24 protein-coding genes are annotated in these 24837 nt (G+C 65.1%); 18 read left to right on the top strand and 6 right to left on the bottom strand.

From position 1 onward, the window contains the following. Window positions 1-3 precede the first annotated feature (3 nt). The 11 genes from BLV18_RS14085 to BLV18_RS14035 all read left to right on the top strand — a co-directional run bounded on the left by BLV18_RS14085 (window position 4) and on the right by BLV18_RS14035 (window position 13453). A complete protein-coding gene (locus BLV18_RS14085; protein ID WP_082223535.1) occupies window positions 4-93 on the top strand; it encodes a potassium-transporting ATPase subunit F in 90 nt (29 codons plus the stop codon). 6 nt (window positions 94-99) lie between these two features. Continuing rightward, the gene (kdpA, locus tag BLV18_RS14080) at window positions 100-1794 is read left to right on the top strand and encodes a potassium-transporting ATPase subunit KdpA (RefSeq protein WP_090359361.1); all 1695 of its coding nucleotides are present in this window, start codon (window positions 100-102) and stop codon (window positions 1792-1794) included. A 10-nt stretch (window positions 1795-1804) separates the two neighbouring features. Then, window positions 1805-3859, top strand: coding sequence for a potassium-transporting ATPase subunit KdpB (gene kdpB / locus BLV18_RS14075; protein ID WP_090359358.1), 2055 nt, complete (start codon window positions 1805-1807; stop codon window positions 3857-3859). A 16-nt stretch (window positions 3860-3875) separates the two neighbouring features. Further along, window positions 3876-4436 carry a potassium-transporting ATPase subunit KdpC gene (gene kdpC, locus BLV18_RS14070; protein WP_043193234.1) on the top strand — a complete coding sequence of 187 codons (561 nt, stop codon included), beginning with the start codon at window positions 3876-3878 and terminating at the stop codon, window positions 4434-4436. 28 nt (window positions 4437-4464) lie between these two features. After that, window positions 4465-7101 (top strand): DUF4118 domain-containing protein, encoded by a 2637-nt coding sequence (locus tag BLV18_RS14065; RefSeq protein WP_090359356.1) that lies wholly within the window; start codon window positions 4465-4467, stop codon window positions 7099-7101. Between the two features lie 2 nt (window positions 7102-7103). Next, window positions 7104-7811, top strand: coding sequence for a response regulator (locus tag BLV18_RS14060; protein WP_090359354.1), 708 nt, complete (start codon window positions 7104-7106; stop codon window positions 7809-7811). 521 nt (window positions 7812-8332) lie between these two features. After that, window positions 8333-8611, top strand: a complete 279-nt coding sequence (locus BLV18_RS14055; protein ID WP_043193238.1) for a hypothetical protein — start codon at window positions 8333-8335, stop codon at window positions 8609-8611. A gap of 80 nt (window positions 8612-8691) precedes the next feature. Next, window positions 8692-9609: an AAA family ATPase gene (locus BLV18_RS14050; RefSeq protein WP_049858911.1), complete on the top strand. Its 918-nt coding sequence runs from the start codon at window positions 8692-8694 to the stop codon at window positions 9607-9609. After that, window positions 9579-10562, top strand: coding sequence for a DUF58 domain-containing protein (locus BLV18_RS14045; RefSeq protein ID WP_375143188.1), 984 nt, complete (start codon window positions 9579-9581; stop codon window positions 10560-10562). Before BLV18_RS14050 ends, BLV18_RS14045 begins: the two co-directional genes overlap by 31 nt. After that, a complete protein-coding gene (locus BLV18_RS14040; protein ID WP_090359350.1) occupies window positions 10559-12544 on the top strand; it encodes a transglutaminase TgpA family protein in 1986 nt (661 codons plus the stop codon). Before BLV18_RS14045 ends, BLV18_RS14040 begins: the two co-directional genes overlap by 4 nt. Window positions 12545-12658: 114 nt before the next feature. Continuing rightward, the gene (locus tag BLV18_RS14035; RefSeq protein ID WP_090359348.1) at window positions 12659-13453 is read left to right on the top strand and encodes an acyl-CoA thioesterase; all 795 of its coding nucleotides are present in this window, start codon (window positions 12659-12661) and stop codon (window positions 13451-13453) included. Here BLV18_RS14035 and BLV18_RS14030 read toward each other — a convergent pair. Continuing rightward, window positions 13422-13652, bottom strand: coding sequence for a hypothetical protein (locus BLV18_RS14030; RefSeq protein ID WP_049858907.1), 231 nt, complete (start codon window positions 13650-13652; stop codon window positions 13422-13424). The genes BLV18_RS14035 and BLV18_RS14030 overlap by 32 nt on opposite strands. A 155-nt stretch (window positions 13653-13807) precedes the next feature. Next, entirely contained in the window at window positions 13808-14653 is an 846-nt protein-coding gene (locus tag BLV18_RS14025) for a TatD family hydrolase (RefSeq protein WP_090359347.1), read from the bottom strand. A 121-nt stretch (window positions 14654-14774) separates the two neighbouring features. Here BLV18_RS14025 and BLV18_RS14020 point away from each other — a divergent pair, with 121 nt between their 5' ends. From BLV18_RS14020 to BLV18_RS14010, 3 genes are all read left to right on the top strand, one after another. Continuing rightward, a complete protein-coding gene (locus BLV18_RS14020; protein WP_090359345.1) occupies window positions 14775-16196 on the top strand; it encodes an MltF family protein in 1422 nt (473 codons plus the stop codon). A gap of 70 nt (window positions 16197-16266) precedes the next feature. After that, entirely contained in the window at window positions 16267-16743 is a 477-nt protein-coding gene (gene greB / locus BLV18_RS14015; RefSeq protein ID WP_090359343.1) for a transcription elongation factor GreB, read from the top strand. A gap of 196 nt (window positions 16744-16939) precedes the next feature. Then, window positions 16940-17248, top strand: coding sequence for a hypothetical protein (locus BLV18_RS14010; RefSeq protein ID WP_090359340.1), 309 nt, complete (start codon window positions 16940-16942; stop codon window positions 17246-17248). Between the two features lie 15 nt (window positions 17249-17263). Here the strand turns inward: BLV18_RS14010 and BLV18_RS14005 are convergent, their stop codons facing one another. Continuing rightward, the gene (locus tag BLV18_RS14005; protein ID WP_090359338.1) at window positions 17264-19768 is read right to left on the bottom strand and encodes an ABC transporter permease; all 2505 of its coding nucleotides are present in this window, start codon (window positions 19766-19768) and stop codon (window positions 17264-17266) included. Next, window positions 19768-20451, bottom strand: coding sequence for an ABC transporter ATP-binding protein (locus BLV18_RS14000; RefSeq protein ID WP_049858900.1), 684 nt, complete (start codon window positions 20449-20451; stop codon window positions 19768-19770). Before BLV18_RS14000 ends, BLV18_RS14005 begins: the two co-directional genes overlap by 1 nt. 11 nt (window positions 20452-20462) lie before the next feature. Between BLV18_RS14000 and BLV18_RS13995 the strand changes: the two genes are divergently transcribed. The 3 genes from BLV18_RS13995 (at window position 20463) to BLV18_RS13985 (ending at window position 22479) form a co-directional block, all read left to right on the top strand. Next, a complete protein-coding gene (locus BLV18_RS13995; protein WP_090359336.1) occupies window positions 20463-21068 on the top strand; it encodes an arylesterase in 606 nt (201 codons plus the stop codon). Window positions 21069-21124: 56 nt separating this feature from the next. Then, window positions 21125-21418 (top strand): hypothetical protein, encoded by a 294-nt coding sequence (locus BLV18_RS13990; protein ID WP_049858898.1) that lies wholly within the window; start codon window positions 21125-21127, stop codon window positions 21416-21418. Between the two features lie 92 nt (window positions 21419-21510). Next, window positions 21511-22479 (top strand): L,D-transpeptidase family protein, encoded by a 969-nt coding sequence (locus BLV18_RS13985; RefSeq protein WP_090359333.1) that lies wholly within the window; start codon window positions 21511-21513, stop codon window positions 22477-22479. A gap of 67 nt (window positions 22480-22546) precedes the next feature. Here BLV18_RS13985 and BLV18_RS13980 read toward each other — a convergent pair whose 3' ends face one another. Continuing rightward, a complete protein-coding gene (locus BLV18_RS13980) occupies window positions 22547-22798 on the bottom strand; it encodes an Lpp/OprI family alanine-zipper lipoprotein (RefSeq protein ID WP_043185736.1) in 252 nt (83 codons plus the stop codon). A 480-nt stretch (window positions 22799-23278) separates the two neighbouring features. On the opposite strand from BLV18_RS13980, the gene BLV18_RS13975 reads away from it, so the two are divergent. After that, on the top strand, window positions 23279-23560 hold the full coding sequence (locus tag BLV18_RS13975; protein WP_049858896.1) for a GNAT family N-acetyltransferase: 282 nt from the start codon (window positions 23279-23281) through the stop codon (window positions 23558-23560). Between the two features lie 54 nt (window positions 23561-23614). On the opposite strand, the gene BLV18_RS13970 is transcribed toward BLV18_RS13975, so the two are convergent. Continuing rightward, the gene (locus BLV18_RS13970) at window positions 23615-24688 is read right to left on the bottom strand and encodes a 3-deoxy-7-phosphoheptulonate synthase (RefSeq protein WP_049858978.1); all 1074 of its coding nucleotides are present in this window, start codon (window positions 24686-24688) and stop codon (window positions 23615-23617) included. Window positions 24689-24837 lie beyond the last annotated feature (149 nt).

Here is a 24837-nt window from a genome sequence, read left to right as displayed (position 1 = left end):
CCCATGTCTGTTCTGGACGGCCTGTTCCTGCTGCTGGCCATCGGTTTGTTCGTGTACCTGCTCGTTGCCCTCTTGCGCGCCAGTGGAGGCTAGTCATTGATGAACAGTCACGATTTTGCCCTGATAGCGGCCTTTCTCGCCTTGATCCTGCTGCCGGCGCCCTGGCTCGGACGTTTCTACTACAAGGTCATGGAAGGCCAGCGCACCTGGCTCAGCGTACCGCTGCAACCGGTGGAGAAGCTGTGCTACCGCTTTTGCGGTATCGATGCGCAACAGCAGCAGAGCTGGCAGCAATATGCCTTGGCGCTGCTGGTTTTCAACCTGGCCGGATTCGGCCTGCTGTTCGCCATGCTCATGCTGCAGGGATATCTGCCGCTCAATCCCCAGCACCTGCCGGGCCAGGAATGGACCCTGGCGTTCAACACCGCCGTCAGCTTCATGGCCAACACCAACTGGCAGGCGTACAGCGGCGAAACCTCGCTCAGCTACCTGAGCCAGATGGCTGGCCTGGGCGTGCAGAACTTTCTCAGCGCCGCCACCGGGTTGGCGGTGCTGGTAGCGCTGTGCCGGGGCATCAGTCGCCGTTCGGCCAGTACCCTGGGCAACTTCTGGGTCGATGTGACCCGTGCCACGCTGTATGGTCTGCTGCCGCTGGCCTTGCTGCTCGCCGTTTTCCTTGTCTGGCAGGGTGTGCCGCAGACATTCGCGCCCTATGTCGACGCGCTGACCTTGCAGGGCAACTCACAGACCATCCCCCTCGGCCCGGCAGCCAGCCAGATCGCCATCAAACAGCTGGGCACCAATGGCGGCGGGTTCTTCGGCGTCAACTCGGCCCATCCGTTCGAGAATCCCACGGCCTGGAGCAACCTGTTCGAACTGGTCGCGATCCTGACCATCCCGGTCGCCTTGGTCTTCACCTTCGGCCATTACGTGAAGGACCTGCGTCAGAGCCGGGCGATCCTGGCCTGCATGTTGACCTTGCTGTTGCTGGGCCTGGGGCTGTCGCTGTACGCCGAGCAGCAACCCAACCCATCGCTGGCCAGTGCCATGGTCGAGCAGACCGCGCCGCTGGAAGGCAAGGAAAGCCGCTTCGGCACCACCGCCAGCGTGCTCTGGTCGGTGACCACCACGGCCGCCTCCAACGGCTCGGTCAATGCCATGCACGACAGCCTCAACCCGCTCTCCGGGATGGTCGCGCTGGTCAACATGATGCTCGGCGAAGTGATCTTCGGCGGTGTCGGCGCCGGTCTCTACGGCATGCTCCTCAACGTGCTGCTGACGGTGTTCCTGGCCGGCTTGATGATCGGTCGAACCCCGGAGTACCTGGGCAAGAAACTCCAGGCGCGCGAGGTGCGCTGGTTGGTGGCGAGCCTGCTGGTCATGCCCGTGGGCGTGCTGGTGCTCAGCGCCATCGCCGTGAGCCTGCCGGGGCCGGCCGCAGCGGTGAGCAACCCCGGCCCCCATGGCTTCACTCAGCTGCTATATGCCTACACCTCGGCCAGCGCCAACAACGGTTCGGCCTTCGCCGGCCTGTCCGCCAACACGGCCTTTCACAACCTCATGCTGGCTTTGGGCATGTTGCTTGGCCGCTTCGGCTACATCCTGCCGGTGCTGGCCCTGGCCGGAGCCCTGGCCAGCAAGAACGCCAGCGCGCCGAGCGCCGACAGCTTCGCCACCCACGGCCTGCTGTTCATCACCCTGCTGACCGTGACCCTGCTGATCGTGGGTGGCCTGACTTTCCTGCCGGTGCTGGCCCTGGGGCCGATCGCCGAGCACTTGAACCTGTATTTCTGAGGCCTGGACAATGAACCGATCGACCGTTGCCGCTGCCACGCAACCCTCACCGCCTGCCGGGGCCACCTTGAGTGCCTTGTGGCGACCCGCGCTGCTGCAGGCGTTCGTCAAGCTCGATCCCCGGCGGCTGCTGCGCAGCCCCGTGCTGCTGGTGGTGGAGTTGTGCGCCGTACTGACCACCGGCCTGTGCCTGCTGCCCGACCCGGCAGTGTCGGCCTCGGTCGCCGTGCAGATTGCCGTGTGGCTTTGGTTTACCCTGCTGTTCGCCAATTTCGCCGAAGCACTGGCCGAAGGCCGTGGCCGTGCCCGCGCCGACAGCCTCAAGGCCGGCAGCCAGGGCCTGCAGGCTCGCCGGCAACGTGCCGACGGCAGCTTCGAGACGGTTGCCGCCACCGCCTTGCGCAAGGGCGATGTGGTTCGCGTCGAAGCCGGGCAGATGATTCCCGGTGACGGCGAGGTGCGCGAGGGTATCGCCGCCGTCAACGAGGCCGCCATCACCGGTGAGTCGGCGCCGGTGATCCGGGAATCGGGTGGCGACCGCTCGGCCGTCACCGGCAATACCCTGGTGGTGTCTGACTGGCTGCTGATCGAGATCAGCACCGACCCCGGCGAGTCGACCCTGGATCGCATGATCGCTCTGGTGGAAGGTGCGAAGCGGCAGAAGACGCCCAACGAAGTGGCCCTGGACATCCTGCTGATCGGCCTGACCATGGTCTTCCTGCTGGTGGTGGTCACTCTGCAGCCGTTTGCTCGCTTCTCCGGGCACAGCCTGCCGTTGGTGTTTCTCCTGGCATTGCTGGTAACCCTGATCCCGACCACCATCGCCGGCCTGCTGTCGGCCATCGGTATCGCCGGGATGGACCGCCTGGTGCGGCTCAACGTCGTGGCCAAGTCCGGCCGCGCCGTGGAAGCGGCTGGCGACGTCCATGTGTTGCTGCTCGACAAGACCGGCACCATCACCTTCGGCAACCGCCGCTGCAGCGCCTTGCATGCCGCGCCTGGGGTCAGCGACGCACAGATGGCCGAAGGTGCGCTGCTGGCTTCGCTGGGCGATGAGACGGCGGAAGGGCGCTCGGTGGTCGAGTTCATCCGGCCACTGTTCAGCATCGACGAGCCGGCCGCCGAGCGCTGGCAATCGGTGCCGTTCAGCGCCCAGACACGGCTGTCGGGCGTCGACCTCGACCAGCAGAGCTACCGCAAGGGCGCGGTGGACTCGCTGCTGGCGTTCATCGGCCAGTCCAGGGCGCAGCTTGCGCCCGCGCTGGCCGAACACATCGAGCGCATCGCGCAGAGTGGCGGCACACCGCTGCTGGTGTGCCGCGACCGCCAACTGCTGGGTGTCATCCACCTCAAGGACGTGGTCAAGCCCGGCATTCGCGAGCGCTTCGAGCAACTGCGCAAGCTGGGCATCCGCACCGTGATGGTGACCGGCGACAACCCATTGACCGCCGCCGCCATCGCTGCCGAAGCCGGGGTCGACGACGTGCTGGCCGAAGCCACGCCACAGAAGAAGCTGGCGCGCATACGCCAGGAACAGGCCGACGGCCGCCTGGTGGCCATGTGTGGCGATGGGGCCAACGATGCCCCCGCGCTGGCTCAGGCCGACGTCGGCGTGGCGATGAACGACGGCACCCAGGCCGCGCGCGAGGCAGCCAACATGGTCGACCTGGACAGCGATCCGACCAAGCTGCTCGACATCGTGCGCATCGGCAAGGAACTGCTGGTCACCCGCGGCGCCTTGACCACGTTCTCCATCGCCAACGACGTGGCCAAGTATTTCGCCATCCTCCCGGCGCTGTTCGCCGCGGTGTACCCGTCCTTGGGCGTGCTCAACGTGATGCACCTGGCCAGCCCGCAGAGCGCGATCCTCTCGGCCATCGTCTTCAACGCCCTGATCATCATCGTGTTGATCCCCCTGGCCCTGCGCGGCGTGCGGGTGCAGGCCGACAGCGCCGCGCAACTGCTGCGGCGCAACGTCCTGATCTACGGCCTGGGTGGCTTGGTGGTGCCTTTCATCGGCATCAAGGCCATCGATATCGTCCTCACCGCTTTGCACCTGGTCTGACCCTGGAGCTTGAATGATGAACAGTTTGTTGCGTCCGGCCTTGAGCCTGATTCTGTTGATGACCTTGCTCACCGGCGGTGCCTATCCGCTGCTGGTGTGGGCGGTAGGGCAGTGGGCCTTTCCCGCCCAGGCCAACGGCAGCCTGGTGCGCGACGCGCAGGGTGAGGTGCGCGGTTCAGCCTTGCTCGCCCAGGCCTTCACCGATGAGCGCTGGTTTCATTCACGGCCTTCGGCGGCCGACTACGCGACCCTGGCCAGCGGTGCGAGCAACCTGGCGCCGAGCAATCCTGCGTTGGGCACTCGCGTGCTGGCGCAGGCCGATGAACAGTTCGATGCGCAGCAAGGTCCGGTTCCGCTGGCGCTGTTGACCACCTCGGCCAGTGGTCTGGACCCTGATCTGCCACCGGCAGCGGTGAGCTATCAGGTCCCCCGGGTGGCGCGCGAACGCGGGCTGCCCGAGTCGACTCTGCGCGCGCTGGTGCAAGCGCAGACCCGATCGCCGGCCATCGGCCCGGAGGTGGTCAACGTGCTGGCTTTGAACCAGGCGCTGGATCGGCTAACGTCACAGTCCCGATGACCATGATGCGATGCCATGAGCCCAGACCATGAGTGATTCCGGCCGCGCCGATGCCCTGCTGGCCGCCTTGCCCCGCAGCGGGGGTGGTCGCTTGAAAGTGTTTCTCGGCGCCGCGCCCGGTGTCGGCAAGACCTACGCCATGCTCCAGGCCGCCCACGCTCGCCAGCGTCAGGGCATCGAGGTACTGGCTGCCGTGGTGCAGACCCACGGCCGCGCGGAAACCGAAGCGCTGCTGGTCGGTCTGCCCCAGCAGGCATTGCGGCGCTGCGAATACCGCGACGTGACCCTCGAGGAAATGGACCTGGATGCCGTGCTCGCTGCCCACCCGGCCCTGGTCCTGGTCGACGAGCTGGCGCACAGCAATGCACCTGGCAGCCGGCATGCCAAGCGTTGGCAGGACGTGCAGGAACTGCTCGCCGCCGGCATCGATGTGTACACCACGGTCAACGTCCAACATCTGGAAAGCCTGAACGATCAGGTCCAGACGATCACCGGCGTGCAGGTGCGCGAAACCCTACCCGATTGGGTGGTGCAGGAGGCGGACGATCTGCTGCTGATCGACCTGCCGCCGCGCGAGCTGCTCGAACGCCTGCGCGAGGGCAAGGTGTACGTGCCGGAGCAGGCCCGGGCCGCCATCGACGCCTTCTTTACCCAGACCAACCTCAGCGCCCTGCGCGAACTGGCCATGCAGACGGCCGCCGCCCAGGTCGACGACGATCTGCACGAAGGCTACCGCAGCCTCGGCCAGCAGGCGCCCAGCGTGCGCGGACGACTGCTGGTAGGCATCGCCGCCGATGAGCAGGCCGAGCGCCTCGTGCGCCACGCCAGCCGCGTCGCCCGCCGTCGTCATCTGCCCTGGTCCGTGGTCCATGTCGATGACGGCTCGCTGCTTGATGAAACAGGGCGTCAGCGCCTGAAACTGGCCCAGCAGATGGCCGAACGGCTGGGCGGCGAGGTGGTGGAACTGCGCGATGCGGAAGTGGCCAGGACCTTGCTGCAACACGCCGCCGACCGTCGCGCCAATCTGGTACTGGTCGGCCAGTCGCGCCGTCGCCGCTTCGGTGCGGGCCTGGCCGAGCGCTTGCTGCGCCACCGCAGCGGTCTGGAAATCAACGTGCTGGCGCGGGCTCAGGTGCCGTCACCGCCAACGCCGCGCACGCGGCCCGTCGGACGTTGGCGCGAGTATGCCCTGGCGGTGCTGGCAACGCTTTTGGCCAGCGGGCTGGCCTGGGCCGTGGCACAGGTGCTGGACTTGCCCAATATCTCCCTGGTGTTCCTCGCCGCCGTGCTGCTGGTGGCGGTCCGCAGCAGCCCGGGGCCGGCGCTCAGCTGTGCCGCGCTGTCGTTCCTGGCGTACGACTTTCTATTCATCCCACCCAATTTCTCCCTGAGCATCCAGCGTCAGGAAGACGTCCTGACGCTCCTGTTCTTTCTGCTGATGGCGGCGCTCACGGGCAACCTGGCCGCGCGCCAGCGCCAGCAACTCAGCGCCTTGCGCGAAACCCAGGCGCACACCGCGCAACTGCTGGAGCTGTCCCGACTGCTGGCTGCGGCGACCGACCGCCAGGCGGTGTTCAGTGCAGCCGCGCAGCACATGCAGGGTTGGCCGGGGCTGGACATCTGTCTGCTCGAGCGCAGCGACCAGGGCTGGAAGGTGGCCCAGGGCGCGGCGGTGTCGTTCTCGACCACCGAACTGGCTGCAGCGCAGTGGGCCGGCAACCACGCGCAACCGGCCGGGCTGGGCACCACCACATTGCCGGCGGGGCGTTGGTGGTGGTTACCGGTAACGTGGGAGGGCCAGGTGCTGGCGTTGCTCGCGGTGGCCGAACAGCAGGCCGGTCGGCTCGACGACCCTGGCCGACGTCTGCTTGGCGCGCTCGTGCAGCCGGTGGCGCAGGCCCTGGCCCGCGCGGACCTGGCCCATGACCTGGAAGCGGCGCGCCTGCACGGTGAAACCGAACAGTTGCGCAGTGCCTTGCTGGCCTCGGTGTCCCATGACCTGCGCACGCCGCTGACCGCCATGCGTGGCAGCATCGACAGCCTGCTGGCCCTGGGCACGGCCCTGGCGCCGGACGATCGCCAGGCGTTGCTCGAGGTTACCCGAGACGAAGCCGAGCGCCTGGACCGCTACATCCAGAACCTGCTCGACATGACACGCCTGGGCCACGGCGCCCTCAAGCTGGCGCGGGACTGGGTGGCGGCCGGGGATATCGTCGCCAGCGCCGTGAGTCGATTGCGCGCGCCGCTGGCTCCGTTGCAGGTCCAGGTGCAGGTACCCGCGCAACTGCCCTTGCTGTACGTGCATGCGGCGCTGATCGAACAGGCCCTGGTCAACGTGCTGGAAAATGCCGCGCGGTTCTCGCCTGTGGGCGGTCGCTTGCAAGTGTCGGCCCGTGTGCGCGACGACAGCCTGCTGCTCGCGGTCAGCGACGAAGGCCCCGGTATTCCCGAAGCCGAGCGGGCGAAGATTTTCGACATGTTCTACACCGCCGCGCGCGGTGATCGAGGCGGGCAGGGCACGGGGTTGGGCCTGGCGATCTGCCAGGGCATGGTCGGCGCCCATGGCGGTCGCGTGGAAGTCGGCAGCGGCATCGATGGCCATGGCACTTGCATCGCCTTATGCTTGCCGCTGCGCGCTCAACCGGGCGCCGATCCGGATACCTGAGCATGAGCCTTACCCATTCTCCTCTGGCCAGCACCTTGCTGGTCATCGACGACGAACCGCAGATCCGCAAATTCCTGCGCATCAGCCTGGCCTCCCAGGGCTACAAGGTGATCGAAGCGGGCACCGGCGCCGAGGGCCTGAGCCAGGCCGCGCTGCTGCGTCCGGACCTGATCGTGCTGGACCTGGGCCTGCCGGACATGGACGGCCAGCAGGTGCTGGAGCAGTTGCGCCAGTGGAGCGCGGTGCCGGTGCTGGTGCTCTCGGTGCGCGCCAGCGAGGCACAGAAGGTCCAGGCCCTGGACAGCGGCGCCAACGACTACGTGACCAAGCCCTTCGGCATCCAGGAATTCCTCGCCAGGGTGCGTGCGCTGTTGCGCCAGGCCAGCGGCAGCCCGGTCCACGAAGCGGCCTTGCAACTGGGCCCGCTGCAGGTCGACCTGGCATCGCGCCGGGTCACCCTCGGCGGCGCCGAGGTGGCGCTGACCCGCAAGGAGTACGCCGTGCTCGCACAGCTGGCGCGCTACCCGGGGCGAGTCATCACCCAGCAGCAATTGCTCAAGGACATCTGGGGCCCGACTCACCTCGACGACAGTCACTACCTGCGCATCGTCGTCGGCCACCTGCGCCACAAACTCGGCGACGACCCCGCCGCCCCGCGCTTCCTCATCACCGAACCCGGTGTCGGCTACCGCCTGGCAAGCCCCGACTGACGCGCCGCTCCCCAGCCCACACCTATCCCCCTGTGGTCGCTATCCCCTGTGGTCGCTATCCCTGTGGGAGCGGGTTCTACCCGCGAAGACGCCAGCCCCCACACCACCAATCCCGCAGCACGCAAGCCGCCCCCCTGTGGGAGCGGGTTCTACCCGCGAAGACGCCAGCCCCCACACCACCAATCCCGCGGCACCCACGCCGTCCCCCTGTGGGGGCGGGTTCAACCCGCGAAGACGCCAGCTCCCACACCACCAATCCGGCAGCACCCACCCCGTCCCCCTGTGGGAGCGGGTTCTACCCGCGAAGACGCCAGCCCCCACACCATCAATCCCGGATTTACACTCGAATCCAGCGGTGCCAGTGCCGACGCCTTCGCGGGTAGAACCCGCTCCCACAGGAACCCGCTCCCACATGAGCGCGCATCACTGGAGGCCACACTACGGACCCACACAACGGCACTTTTTAGATGGCACATCGTCTGACCCAGCATTACCCTGACGTTTTTCCCGAGGTGTCATCGATGAAAGCCTGGATCTGTGTGCCGCTGGTGGCACTGGCCTTGAGCGGTTGTGCCGGCAAGACCGCCTACCGCGACAGCTGCGCCACGCAGCTCGATGGTGCCTGGCACGAGCTCGACCTGGCCAAGGCCGAAGGCCTGGCCGGCACCGTGAGCTATTCCAAGGCGCTTTCGCTGCTCACCGGGGCCAAGACCCAGCAGCAGTTCGAAGCCTTCGAGGGCTGCACCAACAAGGCCGAAAAAGCGCGGTTCTATATCCGCGAGTCGCGTGCCGGACGCTGAAGCACTTCGGTCGCCCAGAGCCGCCTGACAGCGGGCCGGCAGACGGCCAGCAGACGTAGTATCGACAAGGAGTGTCTGCCATGCGCAGCCGATTGGATGAATGCCTGCAAGCCGTCAATGAAGTCCTGCTGGGCAAGGAAACCCAGGTTCGCCTGGCGTTGACCTGCCTGATCGCCGATGGCCACCTGCTCATCGAGGACTTGCCCGGCATGGGCAAGACCACCTTGAGTCATACCCTGGCCAAGGTGCTGGGCCTGAGCTTCCAACGTATCCAGTTCACCTCCGACCTGCTGCCCAGCGATATCCTCGGCACGTCGGTGTTCGACAAGGACAGCGGTCGTTTCGTATTCCACCCCGGACCGATCTTCGCCGAACTGGTGCTGGCGGACGAAATCAACCGCGCAACGCCCAAGAGCCAGAGTGCCCTGCTCGAAGCCATGGAGGAGGGCCAGGTCACCATCGAGGGCGCCACCCGTCCATTGCCCCAACCGTTTTTCGTGATCGCCACGCAGAACCCCACTACCCAGGGCGGTACCTTCGCGCTGCCCGAGTCGCAACTGGACCGTTTTCTCATGCGCCTGTCACTCGGCTACCCGGCCAAGGCCGCCGAAAAGGCCTTGCTGATGGGCGAGTCGCGACGCGATCTGCTGCCGCGCATGAGCGCCGTACTCGACCACGCGCAGCTGTCCGCGTTGCAAGCCCAGGCCCGTGCAGTGCGGGCCAGCGACGCGTTGGTGGATTACGTACTGCGCCTGGTGGAAGCCACCCGCACCCAGCCGCAGTTCGCCTATGGATTGTCGCCACGGGGTAGCCTGGCGCTGCTTGCCGCTGCCAAGGCGTGGGCCTTGCTGCTCGATCGCGACTACGTGATTCCCGAAGACGTGCAAGCGGTACTGCCCTCAGTCGTCAGCCACCGCCTGCGCGAACGAGCCGACCCTACCGGTCAGGGCGGCGGCGCGCTGGTGCAGTGGCTGCTGCGGGAGGTGCCTGCGCTGTGAGGCGACTGCTCGGCGAGCGCTGGCGGCGCTGGCAGGCGCGCCGCTTGCCGGCGGCGCCGCGCATCGAGCTGGACCAGCGCAGAATCTTCATCGTTCCCAGCCGCAGCGGTACCGGTTTCATCGTCGTGCTGCTGTTGATCTTCCTCGCCGCCATCAACTACCAGAACAGCCTGGCCTATGCCTTGGTATTCCTGCTGGGCTCTGTGTTCGTCGTCGCGATTCTGCACACCTACCGCAACCTCAGCGGCCTGTTGGTCAGCGGCAACGGCGCCAGCTCGGTGTTCGTCGGCGAGCAAGCGCGCTTCGGCCTGCGTCTGGAAAGCGGCGGCAAGGAGCACCAGGCCATCGGCGTGGGTTGGAACGCGCAGCAACTGCAACGCAGCGATGTCGCCCCCGATCACGTGCAGGCGCTGGAACTGAGCTTGCCGACCGAGCGCCGCGGCTGGCTTCCAGCACCGCGCATGCGCGTGGAGACCAGCTTTCCCCTCGGCGTGCTCACTGCCTGGACCTGGGTCGACCTGGGCCAGCGAGTGCTGGTCTATCCGCAACCGTTGCAGGGCGAAGTGCCGACCTTGCACAGCGAGTCGGCGGATATCGAAGACCAGGCGCAACGCCTGCACGGCCAAGGCGTGGACGATTTTCAGGGCCTCAAGCAATACCAGCCGGGCGATTCGTGGCGGCGCATGCATTGGAAGGCCTATTCACGCGGCGAAGGGCTGCTGGTCAAGGACTTCGCCGACCTGCGCGGCCAGGAACTGTGCCTGGACTTCGTCGCGCTTGGCGGCGATGTCGAACAGCGCCTCTCGCGCCTGTGCTATTGGGTATTGGCCCTGTCCCGCGAGCAGCGGCCTTTCGCCCTGCAGTTGCCCGGCAATCGGCTGGACACCGACAGCGGCGACGCACACCGCGAAGCCTGTCTGCGTGCCTTGGCACTTTTCGGAGAACAGCCATGAGCACGCCCGCCGCGATTCCGCGCGTCAGCCTGACCTGGCTGCTCCTGGCGCAGTCGCTGGTACTGGTGCCGCTGTGGTGGCACGTGCCGTTGTGGCTGCTGGGGTTGTGGTTGGGCTGCACGCTGTGGCGCGTGCAGGTGTTTCGCATGCGTGCGCGCTATCCGGGACGGCTGATCAAGGTCGCGCTGATGCTTGCGGTGGCCGCCGGGGTGTATCTGCCCAGCGGCACCTGGGTGGGCCTGGAGGCCACCGCCGCGCTGCTGGTGGCCGCGTTCCTGCTCAAGCTTCTGGAGATGCAAACCGCCCGCGATGCCCGCGTGTTGATCTTTCTCGGCCTGTTCTGCCTGGCGGTGGCCTACCTGTTCGATGCCAGCCTGGGCTGGGCGCTGTACAGCGTCCTGCCACTGCTGGCTTTGCTCGCCGCCTTGATCGGATTGCAGCAGACCTCACTCATCGCACGCCCGATGGCCACGCTGAAACTGGCCGGTAGCCTGATGTTGCAGGCGTTGCCGCTGATGCTGCTGCTGTTCGTGTTCTTTCCGCGCCTGGAACCGCTCTGGTCGCTGCCGCTGCCCGCGCCGGGGCAGGGCGTGACCGGCTTGTCGGAAAGCATGAGCGCGGCCGACGTGGCCAGCCTCAGTCAATCCGGAGAAGTGGCCTTTCGTGCCAGCTTCGATGGCGCCATACCGCCCAAGCGCGACCTGTATTGGCGCGCGTTGAGCCTGGATGTGTACGACGGCCGCACTTGGAGCCAGTCCCCCTGGATCCAGACCCAATTGGCAGCACAGTGGCAACCGACCGGGCCTTCGTTGACCTATCAAATCATTCAGCAGTCCAGCGGCAAGCCCTGGCTGTTCGCCCTGGACGTCGCGCGCACCGCTTTGCCCGGCGTGCGCCAGCTCAGCGACGGACGCCTGCAGCGTCGTCGCCCGGTCGACCAGCCGTTGATGTACGCGGTCACTTCCTGGCCGCAGGTGATCCGCGAACCCCAGCTGGCACCTCCCGCATTGCGCACGGCGCTGCAATTGCCGGCGCAGGGCGACCCGCGCACGCGCCAGTGGGCGCAAGACCTGCACGCCCGTTTCAGCACGGCACCGGCACTGGTCAACGAAATGCTCCGACAGTTTCGCGAGCTGCCCTTCCACTACACGCTCAACCCTCCGGTGCTGGGCCGCGACAGCATCGACGAATTCCTCTTCGACAGCCGCCGGGGCTTCTGCGCCCACTACGCCGGCGCCATGGTCTACGCGCTGCGCGTGGCCGGGGTGCCCGCGCGGGTGGTGGCCGGCTATCAGGGCGGCGAGGTCAACCCGGCAGGCAACTACCTGACCGTGCGTCAATACGAAGCCCATGCCTGGGTCGAGTACTGGCAGTCAGGCATCGGCTGGCAACGGGCCGATCCCACTGCCGCAGTGGCACCCGCGCGGGTCGAACAGGGCTTGCAGCAGGCGCTCTCGGCAGATGAGGAATTTCTCGCCGGCTCACCGTTCTCGCCCTTGCGCTACCCGCATCTGACGTGGCTCAACGACCTGCGCCTGCAGTGGGACAATCTCAACTACGGCTGGCAGCGCTGGGTGTTGGAGTACCAGGGCGAGCGCCAGATCGAATTTCTCGCGCGCTGGTTCCAGGGTCTGCAACGCTGGGCGCTGCCGGTCGGTGGATTGTTGTTCATGGTGCTGGCCAGTGTCTGGCTGCTCAAACCGTGGCAGCGTCGGGCCGATCCCCAGCTCAAGGAATTCCTCGCCTTCGAGCGTCTGTTGCGTCGGCGTGGCCTCGTGCGGCATACCGGTGAGGGGGCCATGGCATTCGCCGAGCGCGCAGCGGCTCGTTTGCCCAGGCAGAGCGAAGCCATCCTGGCCTTCGCCTATGCCTTCATGGCCCAGCACTACGCCGGTCGACCGGTTTCCCGCGAGCAATTGCGTGCTGCGTTGACGATCTTGCGCCGAAAACTGGCGAACGCGCCTGGCCCAGGGCCCCGCTAGCGGCGTATCGCCACGAAAGCTGAGAGAACTGTAAATTGGCCGATATGAAACCTGCGGTCGGGCGCCGAGCTGGCTACCATTTAGCCCATCGACCCTCACCTTCAAGGCCGGCCCATGAACCTTCGCGACCTGCTAGCAAGCGCACGACGTCCACCCCACAGTGTCACCGTACCTCACGAATGGAGCCAGGGCCGTGCCTGTTACGGCGGGCTCATGGCTGCTTTGCTGCACGAAGCCATGGCGGCGCACATTCCCGACCGCCCGGTCCGTTCGATGGCGATCACGTTCGTGGGCCCCGCCGAATTGGAAGTGCCCATCGATCTGCGGGTGGAAATACTGCGCGAGGGCAGTGCCGTCACCTCGGTGCTGGCCCGTGCAGTTCAGCACGGCCGCACCATGACCGTGGTCCAGGCCAGTTTCGGCCTGGCGCGGCAATCGGCAATCGACATCAGCGCAATGCCGGTGGCGCCCATGAAACCCTTGGCCGAGTCGACGCCGCTGCCGTATCTGCCGGGCGTTACCCCGGAGTACATTCGACACTTGGACATGCGATGGGGCATTGGTGCGCTGCCGTTCAGCAATACACCGGTCGCCGGGATCGGCGGATGGATGCAGTTACGCGAACATGAGGTCGACGAACCCATCACCGAAGCACTGCTCTTGGTGCTGGGAGACGCCTGGCCACCCGCACTGCTGCCTTATCTGAGCAAACCAGCGCCCGGCAGCAGTCTGACCTGGACCATCGAATTCATCCAGCCCATGCCCGCCATGGGAAGCCTGGACTGGTGCCGCTACCAGGCTGTGATCGAACATGCCCGGGACGGGTACGGCCACACGTCCGCAGCCATGTGGAACCCGCAAGGCGAACTGTTGGCGATCAGCCGGCAGACGGTGACGGTGTTTGGCTGAGCGCATGCTGCGGGCGACCCAGCGCGAAGGCGGCAACCAGGCCGATCACGCCGATGGCAGCTTCGGCGATGCTGGAGCAGGCAGCCGCATCGACCAGCATCAGGGCAGACAGGGCCAGCAACGGCAGGGCGATGGCTCGCGAGACGCGGATGCCGTTGTTCGGGTCGTTGACGATGTTCAGGGCGTTCATATCGTTCATGGCTCAATGCTCCATAGGCATGGTGCAACAGGACCTGGGTTCAGCAAGGCGGGTAGCATGAGCTGTAGAGTCCAGCCAACCGCCGATTGTTCAAGCCAGATCCAGATCCGAATCGGTTGAGAACGATAATAGTCACCGCTCGCATCGGCCGCGAATCAAGCTTCGCTATCAGCGTCATAGAGAGCGGGCGCGCCCGAGCTGATCTGGGGCAGGCGAAAAAATGCTCGGGCGCACGCGGTCGTACTCGACGCCAGATCGGCCAGGCTTTCATTCCGATGCATTGCCACCTCGCGCAAAACCTCGGTGAGAAAGGCCGGTTCGTTGCGGCCACTCTTGGGTTTGGGCCGCAAAGTGCGCGGCAAGAGATACGGTGCATCGCTCTCCAGCATCAGCCGCGAGGCGGGAATGCTGCCCACCAGCGGGTGCAGGTGAGTGCCGCGACGCTCATCGCAGATCCAGCCGGTGATACCGATGTGCAGGTCCAGATCCAGGTAATCGAACAAGGCCTTGCGCTCGCCGGTGAAGCAGTGCACCACGGCTGCCGGCAGGTGATCGCGGTAACCCTTGAGGATGTCCAGCAAGCGCTGAGGCGCATCGCGTTCGTGGAGAAACACCGGCAGCTGCAGCTCGACAGCCAGCGCCAGGTGCTCCTGCAACACTTTCTCCTGCTGTGGTCGCGGCGAGAAGTCGCGGTTGAAATCCAGACCGCATTCGCCCACTGCCTTGACCTGTGGCTGGCTCAGCAGATCACGCAAACGCGTGGCACTGTCGCCGTTCCACTCGCTGGCGCTGTGCGGGTGGATGCCGGCGGTGGCGAACAAGCGCTCACCGGCTTCGTCCCACTGCTGACACAGCTGCAAGGCCTGTTCGCTGCCCTCGACACTCGTGCCGGTGAGCACCAACTGACAGACGCCAGCGGCGTAGGCCCTCTGCAGAATGGCCTCGTGCTTTTGCGCGAAGCTGTCATGGGTAAGGTTGACGCCAATATCGATGAGTTGCATGGTGCTACCTCAAAGCAGGAGGCGAAAAGCATACCAGAGCTTGGTGATGGGCAAGAAAACCAAGAACTTCAAAAGGTTATGGCGGTCTTTGAGGGCTGCTCGAGACATTTGCCGGGGAACCATGGGCGCAAGATCACTGATTGTCATGCTGTGTCTGGTCCTCGGACTGCCCTCGGCAGCCGCCGCTCGTCCGGCGGGTCCCCCGTTGGCGGCACACCCGGCCAAGGTCCGCGACCTGGCCCAGATCCAGTCGAGCCGCGTGTTGCGCGTGCTGGTCAATCAGAGCCGCAACAGCTCCGGCCAGGTCCGCGGCCAGGCCATCGGCGTCGAATACCATCGCCTGCAGGCCTTCCAGAGCTTCCTCAATGCCCACGCCGGTAAAGGTCAGGCGTTGCAACTCAAGATCATTCCGCGAGCCAAGGAACAACTGCTCGGCGCCCTGCAGCGTGGCGAAGGCGATCTGGTCGCGCCGGGCGAACTGATGGAGTTGCATCCCGCCAGCAAGGTCGCGGCCAGCGATGCCGTGATCGCCAACGTGCCATTCGTGCTGGTCAGCGGCAAAGGCGGGCGGCGCCCGGTGCGGGTCGAGCAACTGGCAGGCAAAACCCTCGCCTTGCCCAATGGCAGCGCTGCGGGCGCCGCCATCGAACGCCTGAATCAGAAGCTGGCCTTGCGCAAACTGGCGCCTATCGACATCGAATGGGTCGACCCCAGCCTGGCCGTTGAAGACGTGCTGGAGATGGTCCAAGCCGGGATCTACCCGCTGACCGTGGTCGAATTGCCCATCGCCGAGCGCTGGGCCAAGGTCATGCCACGGCTGCGGGTGGACCGCCGCGTGGTCCTCAGCGCGCCCGGCTCGGTAAGCTGGTACGTGCGCCGCGACGCACCGCAGCTCGGCGCCAGTGTCGATCGCTTCCTGGCGTCCTACAAGGCGCCAAGCGATCAGGACGCCGCGTTCGTCAAGGTTTACCGTGGCCTGTACAGGGTTCACTACCCCTTGGCCCGCAGTGATCGTCAGCGGCTGGAAAAACTGCGTCCGGTCCTCCAGCGCCACGCCCGCGAGCAACACATGGACTGGCTCAACCTCGCCGCGCTGGCCTTCAAGGAGTCCAAGCTCGACCCGGCGGCGCGTGGGGGCGGCGGCGCCACCGGCCTGCTGCAGATCACCCCCTCGGCCGCCCGGCGGGTAGGCGTGGGCAACATCCAGGACGTCGACAACAACGTCCAGGCCGGGGCCAAGTACTTGGCGATGATCCGCCGCAAATTCTTCTCCAGCAACAAGCTCAACGAGCGTGAGCGCATGGCCTTCACCCTGGCCGCCTACAACATGGGCCCTGAACGGGTGCAGGCCATGCGCAAGGAAGCCCGCCGCCGTGGCCTCAACCCCGACCAATGGTTCTTCCAGACCGAGCGCATCGCCATGGAACAGATGGGCATGGCCTCGGTGAGCTACGTCAACAGCGTGAACAAGTACTACCTGGCGTTCGCCCGCGAACGCGATTCGCTGGAGCCAGGCGCGCGCAAGCTGGCGTCGGCGCGTTGAATCATGAGCCTTGCTGGCAGGGCAGGGTGTTTATTGTAGGCTACGCTTTTATGTCTGGCCGGAGGCCGCATTGGCAACGAACATCATTACGCGTGAGGGGCACGAGGCGCTGAGGTCAGAGCTCGATCATCTGTGGCGCGTCTATCGGCCAGAGATCACGCAGAAGGTCGCTTGGGCTGCATCTTTGGGGGATCGCAGTGAGAACGCGGATTACCAGTACAACAAAAAGCTGCTGCGTGAGATCGACCGTCGGGTGCGTTATCTGCGCAAACGGTTGGAAGACGTCAAGGTCGTCGATTATTCGTCCGAACAAGAAGGCCGGGTGTTCTTCGGTGCTTGGGTAGAGATCGAAAACGACGCAGGCGAGACCAAGACCTTTCGTATCGTCGGCTATGACGAAATCTATGGTCGCAACGACTATATCTCCATTGATTCACCCATGGCCCGCGCGCTGCTGAAGAAGCAGGAAGGCGACGAAATAGTCGTACAGATCCCTGATGGCGAGGCGCTGTGGTATATCAATCAGATCCGCTACAAGCCGGCCTGAGGTGTGCACCAGGCGGTTGACACCCTGCCGACCGATTCAATAGGATTACCCCTCATGCGCCGATTTAGACAGCTACTTGCGGGGCGCCTGGAGGTTCTTGCGAGCCTTCGAAATACCGCTAAAGCGCTGGTTCGGTGATGCCTCCCACCGCTGTCCAGCTCTCCCACATGAAGCGGTCGAGGCTGAGAACACCATCATGAACTGTCCCCGTCCCATCGTTTGTTTGGCGCCGATCCCGGCGAGTCCTTCCCTGCGCAACCCGCGCATCCTGCTGGTGGGCCAGCACCAACCGAACCTGCTGCGCAGCCTTGATGGCTGGCCTCGCCGTCGTGGCAAGCCCGGTGCTTTCGTGGCTCGCTTCATCGACCAGCACAGCGCCTTGAAAGGTTTGCCCGACAACAGCTTCGAACTGGCCGTGATCCAGGCACCATCGGCGCAGGATGCCCGTGAGGTGATTGCCCATGCCGTGCGCATCGCCCGGCAGGGGCTGATCACCCTTCGCTGATCGGCGGGTAGCACATCAGCCTTCTCTGAGTACCTGCAACGGGCTTGCATTGAGGGCTCGACGGGTGCCGAAGACGCCCGCCCCACCGACCAGCAGTGCGCCGATCAGCGGCAAGCAAAGCAACCATGGGTGCGGGGTCCAGGCCAGGTCGAAGGCATAGCGATACAGCACAAAGCTGATCAGTTCGCTGCCCAACGCCGCCAGCACACCGCTGGCGGCACCCAGCAGACCGAACTCGATGCGCCGTGCCTTGACCAGCAGGCGCCGCTCGGCACCCAGCGCTCGCAGCAGTGCGCCCTGCCGAATGCGCTCGTCCAGTGTCGCCTGCAGCCCGGAGAACAACACGGCCATGCCCGCGGCAAGCACGAACAGCAGCACGTATTCCACTGCCAGGGTGACCTGAGCCAGGATGCTGCGCAGCTGTTCCAGCAGTGCCTCGACCCCCAGGATGGTCGCCGCAGGGAAGGCGCGAGACAGCTCGACCACCTGTGAATCATGCCCAGGAGCGATGTAGAAGCTGGTCAGGTAGGTGGTCGGCAGGTCATCGAAGGTGCCGGGCTGGAAGATCATGAAGAAGTTGGGCTGGAAGTTGTTCCAGTCCACGGTGCGCAGGCTGGTGACCACAGCGTCGCGATTGGAACCGCCAATGTTGAACGTCAAGCGGTCGCCCAGCTTGAGCTTGAGGCTTTGCGCAACGCCTTCCTCGACCGACACGCCGGGCAGGTCCTGGTTCTGCGCAGCGCTCCACCACTGCCCGGCGGTGATCCGATTGCCGTTGGGCAGATGTTCGGCCCAGGTCAGGCTCAAGTCCCGTTGCACCGCGCGTTCACCGCGGGAATCCTTCTCGACCAGTTCCTGCACCGGCGCATCGTTGATATCCACCAGACGTCCCGGCATCACCGGGTACAGGGGCGCCGCACGGGCGCCGGCGTCCTGCAGGTGACGGGCGAAGGCATCGCGCTCGTCCGGCAGGATGTTCAGGGCGAAATAGTTCGGCGCATCCTTTGGCAACTGGTTCTGCCAGTTGTCCAGCAACTCGCCACGCAGCAGCGCGATCAGCGTCATGGCCAGCAGAATCAGGCCGAAGGCCAGGGCCTGGCCAGCCGCAGCCAGCGGATGCCGAAGCAGTTGCCCAAGCCCCAGACGCCAGGGCAGGGTGGAACGGGCCAGCAGCCGGCGCAGGCTTTTCAGGCCCAGCAGCAACAGGCCGCCCAGGATCAGCGCGGCCAGCAGGCCACCGGCGAGCAGCGCGAAGGTCAGGACCAGGTCCAGGCTCAACCGCCACATGATCAGGCCCAGCGCCAGCAGCGCAGTGCCGTACACCAGCCAGGTGCTGGTCGGCACCGGCAGCAGGTCGCGCCGCAGCACGCGCAGCGGCGGTACCGCACCCAAAGCTGCCAGCGGTGGCAGGGCGAACCCGGCCAAGGCGACCAGCCCGGTACCGATGCCGGCCAACGCGGGCAATACGCCCCCGGCCGGAACCACGGCAGGCAACAAGCCATGGAGCATCTGGAACAGGACCAGTTGCGCCAACCAGCCGATCAGCGCACCGCTCAGGCACGCCAGCACACCGAGCAGGGCCAGTTGCACGCAGAACATCAGCATCACTTGGCGGCGTGACAGGCCCAGGCAGCGCAGCAGGGCACTGGCATCGAAACGTCGCGCGGCGAAGCGGCTGGCCGACATGGCCACCGCCACGCCCGCCAGCAGTACCGCCACCAGGCTGGCCATGTTCAGATAGCGTTCGGCCTTGCCCAGCGCGCCACCGATCTGCTGGTTGCTGTCCTTGGAATCACGCAGCCGCTGGTTGGGCTCGAGCGCCGACTCCAGTCGCTGCTGATAGCTGGCCAGTTGCTCGGGCGTGCCACGCCAGAGCTCGCGGTAGGTCACTCGGCTGCCTGGCTGCACCACGTTGGTGGCGGCCAGGTCCTGCAGGTTGATCATCACCCGTGGCGTCAGGCTGTAGAAATTGCCGGCTCGGTCCGGCTCATAGGTCAGCACGCGTGCCAGGCGCAGGGTCTTGCTGCCCACATCCAGGGTGTCGCCAACCTTGAGGTTCAGCGCTGCCAGCAAGCGTGACTCTGCCCATGCCTCACCGGGCGCCGGGCCTGCGCCGGCTGTTTCCTCTCCATAGGGCTGCGCAGCGCTCTTGAGCTCGCCACGCAACGGGTACGCCTCATCGACCGCCTTCACGCTGGACAACTGGATGCCGTTGTCGGCGGCGATCACGCTGGCGAACTCGACCACGCGCGCATGCTCGAGCCCCGCCTGGGTGCCTGCATCGATCTGTTCCTGGCGGGCCGGGCTGCTGCCTTGCAGGATAAGGTCGGCGCCAAGGAACTCGGTCGCGCGCAGTTGCATCGCGCCATTGAGGCGCGCCCCGAAATAGCCGATCGCAGTGCTGGCAGCGACCGCCACCAGCAGGGCAAAGAACAGTACGCGCAGCTCGCCGGAGCGGGCGTCACGCAACAACTGCCGGGCGGCCAGGGCGACCAGGCGGAACATCGGCAAGCCGACCATCAGGGCTCCAGAGGCGCGACGAGGCGCCCGGCATCGAGGCGGATCAAACGCTGGCAGCGATGCGCCAGACGCTCGTCGTGGGTTACCAGTACCAAGGTCGTGCCGCGTTCCTTGTTCAGTTCGAACAGCAGGTCACTGATGCGCTCGCCGGTATGGCTGTCGAGGTTGCCGGTGGGTTCGTCGGCGAACAGCACGTCGGGTTCGGCAGCGAAGGCGCGGGCGATGGCCACGCGCTGTTGTTCGCCGCCCGAGAGCTGGCGCGGCGAGTGTGTCAGACGTTGGCCCAGGCCAACCCGTTCGAGGAGGTTGCGCGCATGCTCCCGGGCATCCTTGCGGCCGTCGAGCTCCAGCGGCAGCATCACGTTTTCCAACGCATTGAGGCTGTCCAGCAGTTGGAACGACTGAAACACGAACCCCACGTGTTCGGCGCGCACCCGAGCCCGCTGGTCCTCGTCGAGGGTGCCGAGGTCCTGGCCAGCCAGGGTCACGCTGCCCGCACTGGGCAGGTCGAGGCCGGCCAGCAGGCCGAGCAGGGTGGACTTGCCCGAACCCGAGGCGCCGACGATCGCCAGGCTGTCGCCTTTCGCCAATTGCAGGGAGAGTTCGTGCAGTATGGTCAGTTCACCTTCCGCGCTGGTGACCACTTTGCTAAGGTTCCGCGCTGTAAGAATGCTTGCGCCCATGGAGAGTCCCGATGCGAATGTGGTTGATGAGTGCTGGCCTGGGCCTGATGTTGGCCGCCCAGAGTGCAGTGGCAGGTACCGTCCTGATCGTTGGCGATAGTATCAGCGCGGCTTTCGGCCTGGATACCCGCGCCGGCTGGGTAGCACTGCTCGAAAAACGCCTGGCGCAGCAGGGTTTCGACGACAAAGTCGTCAATGCCTCGATCACCGGCGATACCTCGGCCAATGGCTTGGCGCGGCTGCCCGCGCAGCTTGCAGCGCACAAGCCGGACCTGGTGCTGCTGGAGTTGGGCGGCAACGATGGCCTGCGCGGGATGCCTGTCGCGCAATTGCAACAGAATCTTGCGTCGATGATTGATCTCTCTCGCAAGGCCGGGGCCGAGGTACTGCTGTTGGGCATGCAATTGCCGCCCAACTACGGCGCGCGGTATACCAAGGCATTCGCCCAGGTCTACCAAACACTCGCGGACGAGAAAAAAGTGGCCCTGGTGCCGTTCCTGCTCGAAGGGGTTGGCGGCGTTCCGACATTGATGCAGGCCGACGGTGTCCATCCCACCGCCGGTGCCCAGGGCAAACTGCTGGAAAACGTCTGGCCGACGCTCAAACCGTTGCTTTGACGCTTTTCTGGATGCTGGCTTTCGGCTAATGTGGCGCCCCCTGTTTGGAGCCCCCGATGCCGCGTCCCGCCTGGTCCCTGTTTGCCTACCAACTGATCGAACCCGACGATCAGCTGGACCTGTTCGCCTGCCAGGAAAGCCGGGTGCATCTGGTGGCGCGCCAGCTGGAGCTCGGTGGTTCGGTGGACCGCACCCTGTGCGGCACCTTGCTGCCGGCCCAGCCGCGGTGGCTGGAGGTGCACAAGCAGATCTTCCGCGATCAGCGCCTGTGCAAACTGTGCCGGGCCATTCTGTTCGCCCAGCGCAAAGGCACGCGGCCGGTGTGGCCCGAGTTGCAGTCGATCCCCTGATCGGCGCGCCGAGGGTCTTCGGCTACACGCGCCCGGCAACTGCGCGTACAATCGCGGCATTGTCCCGTTCAGTTCGATCAAGGATTTCCTGGATGCCGCCGAGCCTTTCCGTCTTCACTCGCTGCCTGTCGCTGGCCGCCGCGTTCGCTGCGGCGCCGGTCATGGCGCTGGAATTCCCGTTGCCGCCTCCGGGTGAAGACATCATTGGCCAGGTGCAGACCATCACCGCCAAGTACGAAGACACCTTCGCCGATATCGCGACCGCCAACGACCTTGGCTACCTGGAAATGGTTGCGGCCAACCCCGGTGTCGATCCCTGGCTGCCGGGTGCCGGCACGCAGATCGTCCTGCCGACCCGTTTCATTCTGCCTCCCGGTCCGCGCGAAGGCATCGTCATCAACCTGGCCGAATATCGCCTCTACTATTACCCCAGGGGCGAGAACGTCGTGCGTACCTACCCACTGGGGATAGGCCGGGAAGGGTGGGGGTCGCCCATTGCGCAGACCAAGGTCATCGCCAAGACCGCCAATCCGACCTGGACGCCGCCGGCCTCGATCAAGGCCGAGCACGCTGCGGACGGCGACCCGTTGCCCAACGTCGTCCCGGCCGGTCCGGACAATCCGTTGGGGCCGTTCAAGTTCACCCTCGGCCTGCCGGGCTACCTGATTCACGGCTCGAACAAGCAGTTCGGCATCGGCATGCGCACCAGCCATGGCTGTTTCCGCATGTACAACGACAACGTGCTGGAGTTGGCGAGCATGGTGCCGGTGGGGACCAGCGTGCGCATCATGAACGAGTCCTACAAGTTTGGCATGAGCGGTGGCAAGGTGTACCTCGAGGCCCACGCTCAATTGACCGACAAGGGTGACCCGGTGGCCCTGGACAGGCACACCGCCGTGATCAACGCCTTGCTCAACCGCAGGGACTTCGCCCCGGACATCAAGATGAACTGGGACGTGGTCCGCGATGTGGTCGCTGCCGAAGACGGCCTGCCGGTCGAGATCGCCGTTTCCGGCGCGCCGATGATCAGCAGCGCACCTGACACAGCGCCCGCGCCATAGCGCGGTCTTCATCAGGCATAAAAAAACCGACCCAATGGGTCGGTTTTTTTACAGCCTCGAAAAGCTGTTACTTGCGGCTGGCCTTGTCGAGCATGCGCAGGGCGCGCTCGTTGGCTTCGTCGGCAGTCTGCTGAGCTTTCTGAGCAGCGGTCAGTGCTTCGTCAGCCTTGCGGTAGGCTTCGTCGGCACGGGCTTGCGAACGTGCAGCGGCGTCTTCGGTAGCGGTCAGACGAGCTTCGGTTTCTTTGGATGCGCTGCTGCAACCGGTAGCCAGAACGGCGGCCAGGGCCAGTGCAGAGAATTTCAGAGCGTTGTTCATTGTGTTCCCCTTCGAAGGACATTCTTTTAAGTAGCCATTTCTCATGAATGAGAAACTGGCCGCCGTACATAGTACTCATTACTTGTAGTAAGTAAACGGACGCAACGCAAGAGATGAAAAAAAATCCATGGGTGCCCAGGGTGGCGGAACGTAACCCGCAAAGCGCGGTCTAGCGCTGGTTGCAAGAGGGTCGCGGGTTATCGCAAGTGCGCGGTTTAGTTGTCGCAGACATGAACTAAGGCGGGATTTACATGTCCGCTTCTGCGGGTCAATCGAGAAGGGTTAGAAAGCGGCCCTTGATTTAGCACGATGCGAGACAACTAAGCCAAACGTAAGCCGAACGACGATATTTATCACATCGAACGCGCAGGCTTCGCCCGGCCTTGATGACAAAAACAGCACGAGTCGGCACAACTGTTTCTAAGTCGTACAAAGAGCGGTAAGGTAGAGATCAAAATCCAAGACCCGCGAGGAATTGCCATGAGCGAGGCGCTATCCATCCACCACGACCAGGCCGGTCACCAGTTCGAAACCAACATCGACGGCCACCGTGCGTACCTGACGTACATGGACCTGGGCAAACAGACCCTGGACATCTACCGCACCTTCGTCCCCAACGCCCTGCGCGGGCGCGGGATCGCTGCAGCGTTGACCGAGCAGGCCTTGGACTACGCCGAAAGCCATGGCTATACGGTGATTCCGTCCTGCTCGTATGTCGAACGCTACATGGAGCGCCATCAGCGTCGTGCGGCAAAGCTGTAACGCTGTGCCCCGGGTACCGGGGCAGCGAAGGTTCGACTGACCCGGTACTGACGGTCAGCGCGTACGCTTTGGCAATACATCCTTGAGTTTCGCGTGCATGCTGCGCAGCGTCTTTTCGGTGCTGGCCCAGTCGATGCACGCATCGGTGACCGACACCCCGTATTGCAGGTCGCCCAAGTCCTTGGGTATCGACTGGCTTCCCCAATTCAAATGGCTTTCCACCATCAGGCCGATGATCGACTGGTTGCCCTCCAGAATCTGGTTGGCCACGTTCTCCATCACCAGAGGTTGCAGCGCCGGGTCCTTGTTGGAGTTGGCATGGCTGCAGTCGACCATGATGTTGGCCTTGATGCCGGCCTTCTCCAGCGCTTGCTCGCACACCGCCACGCTGACCGAATCATAGTTGGGCTTGCCGTTGCCACCACGCAGAACCACGTGGCCGTAGGCATTGCCCTTGGTGGTGACGATGGAGACGCCACCTTCCTGGTTGATTCCCAGGAAACGGTGAGGGTTGGACACCGACTGCAGGGCATTGATGGCCACGGTCAGGCCACCATCGGTACCGTTCTTGAAGCCCACGGCCGAAGACAGGCCCGAAGCCATTTCGCGGTGGGTCTGGGATTCGGTGGTGCGCGCGCCGATGGCCGACCAACTGATCAGGTCCTGCAGGTACTGCGGCGAGATCGGGTCAAGGGCTTCGGTGGCGGTAGGCAGGCCCATCTCGGCTAGGTCCAGCAGCAATTGCCGACCGATGTGCAGGCCATCCTGGATCTTGAACGAGTCATCCAGGTACGGATCGTTGATCAGGCCTTTCCAGCCGACCGTGGTGCGCGGCTTCTCGAAGTAGACGCGCATCACCAGGTACAGGGTGTCCGATACTTCGGCGGCCAGCGCCTTCAGGCGGCGGGCATACTCGTGCGCCGCATCGATGTCGTGGATCGAGCAGGGGCCGATGACCACGAACAGGCGATGATCGCGCCCATCGAGGATATCGCGCACCACTTCACGGCCAGCGGCGACGGTCTTGTGCGCAGCGGCGCTGAGCGGAATTTCCCGCTTCAGCTGGGCAGGCGTGATGAGGGTTTCATTGGAGGCGACGTTAAGGTCGTCGATCGGTAGGTCAGCCATCGTGTTACTCGTCAGGTCACGGGTGCCGGCCGCCAGCGAACCCCGCACGGCGAGGCACAGCATGATTATGAGCGGCGGGGGAGTCGAACCTTAGCGCGTTAGAGCGCATGCCGACAACGCATTTGTGCCATCGCTCTGCCGACGACCGG

The sequence above is a fragment of the Pseudomonas coleopterorum genome, from assembly GCF_900105555.1.
In the GTDB taxonomy this organism is placed as follows: domain Bacteria; phylum Pseudomonadota; class Gammaproteobacteria; order Pseudomonadales; family Pseudomonadaceae; genus Aquipseudomonas; species Aquipseudomonas coleopterorum.
This window is presented reverse-complemented; position numbering and strand designations above follow the sequence as displayed.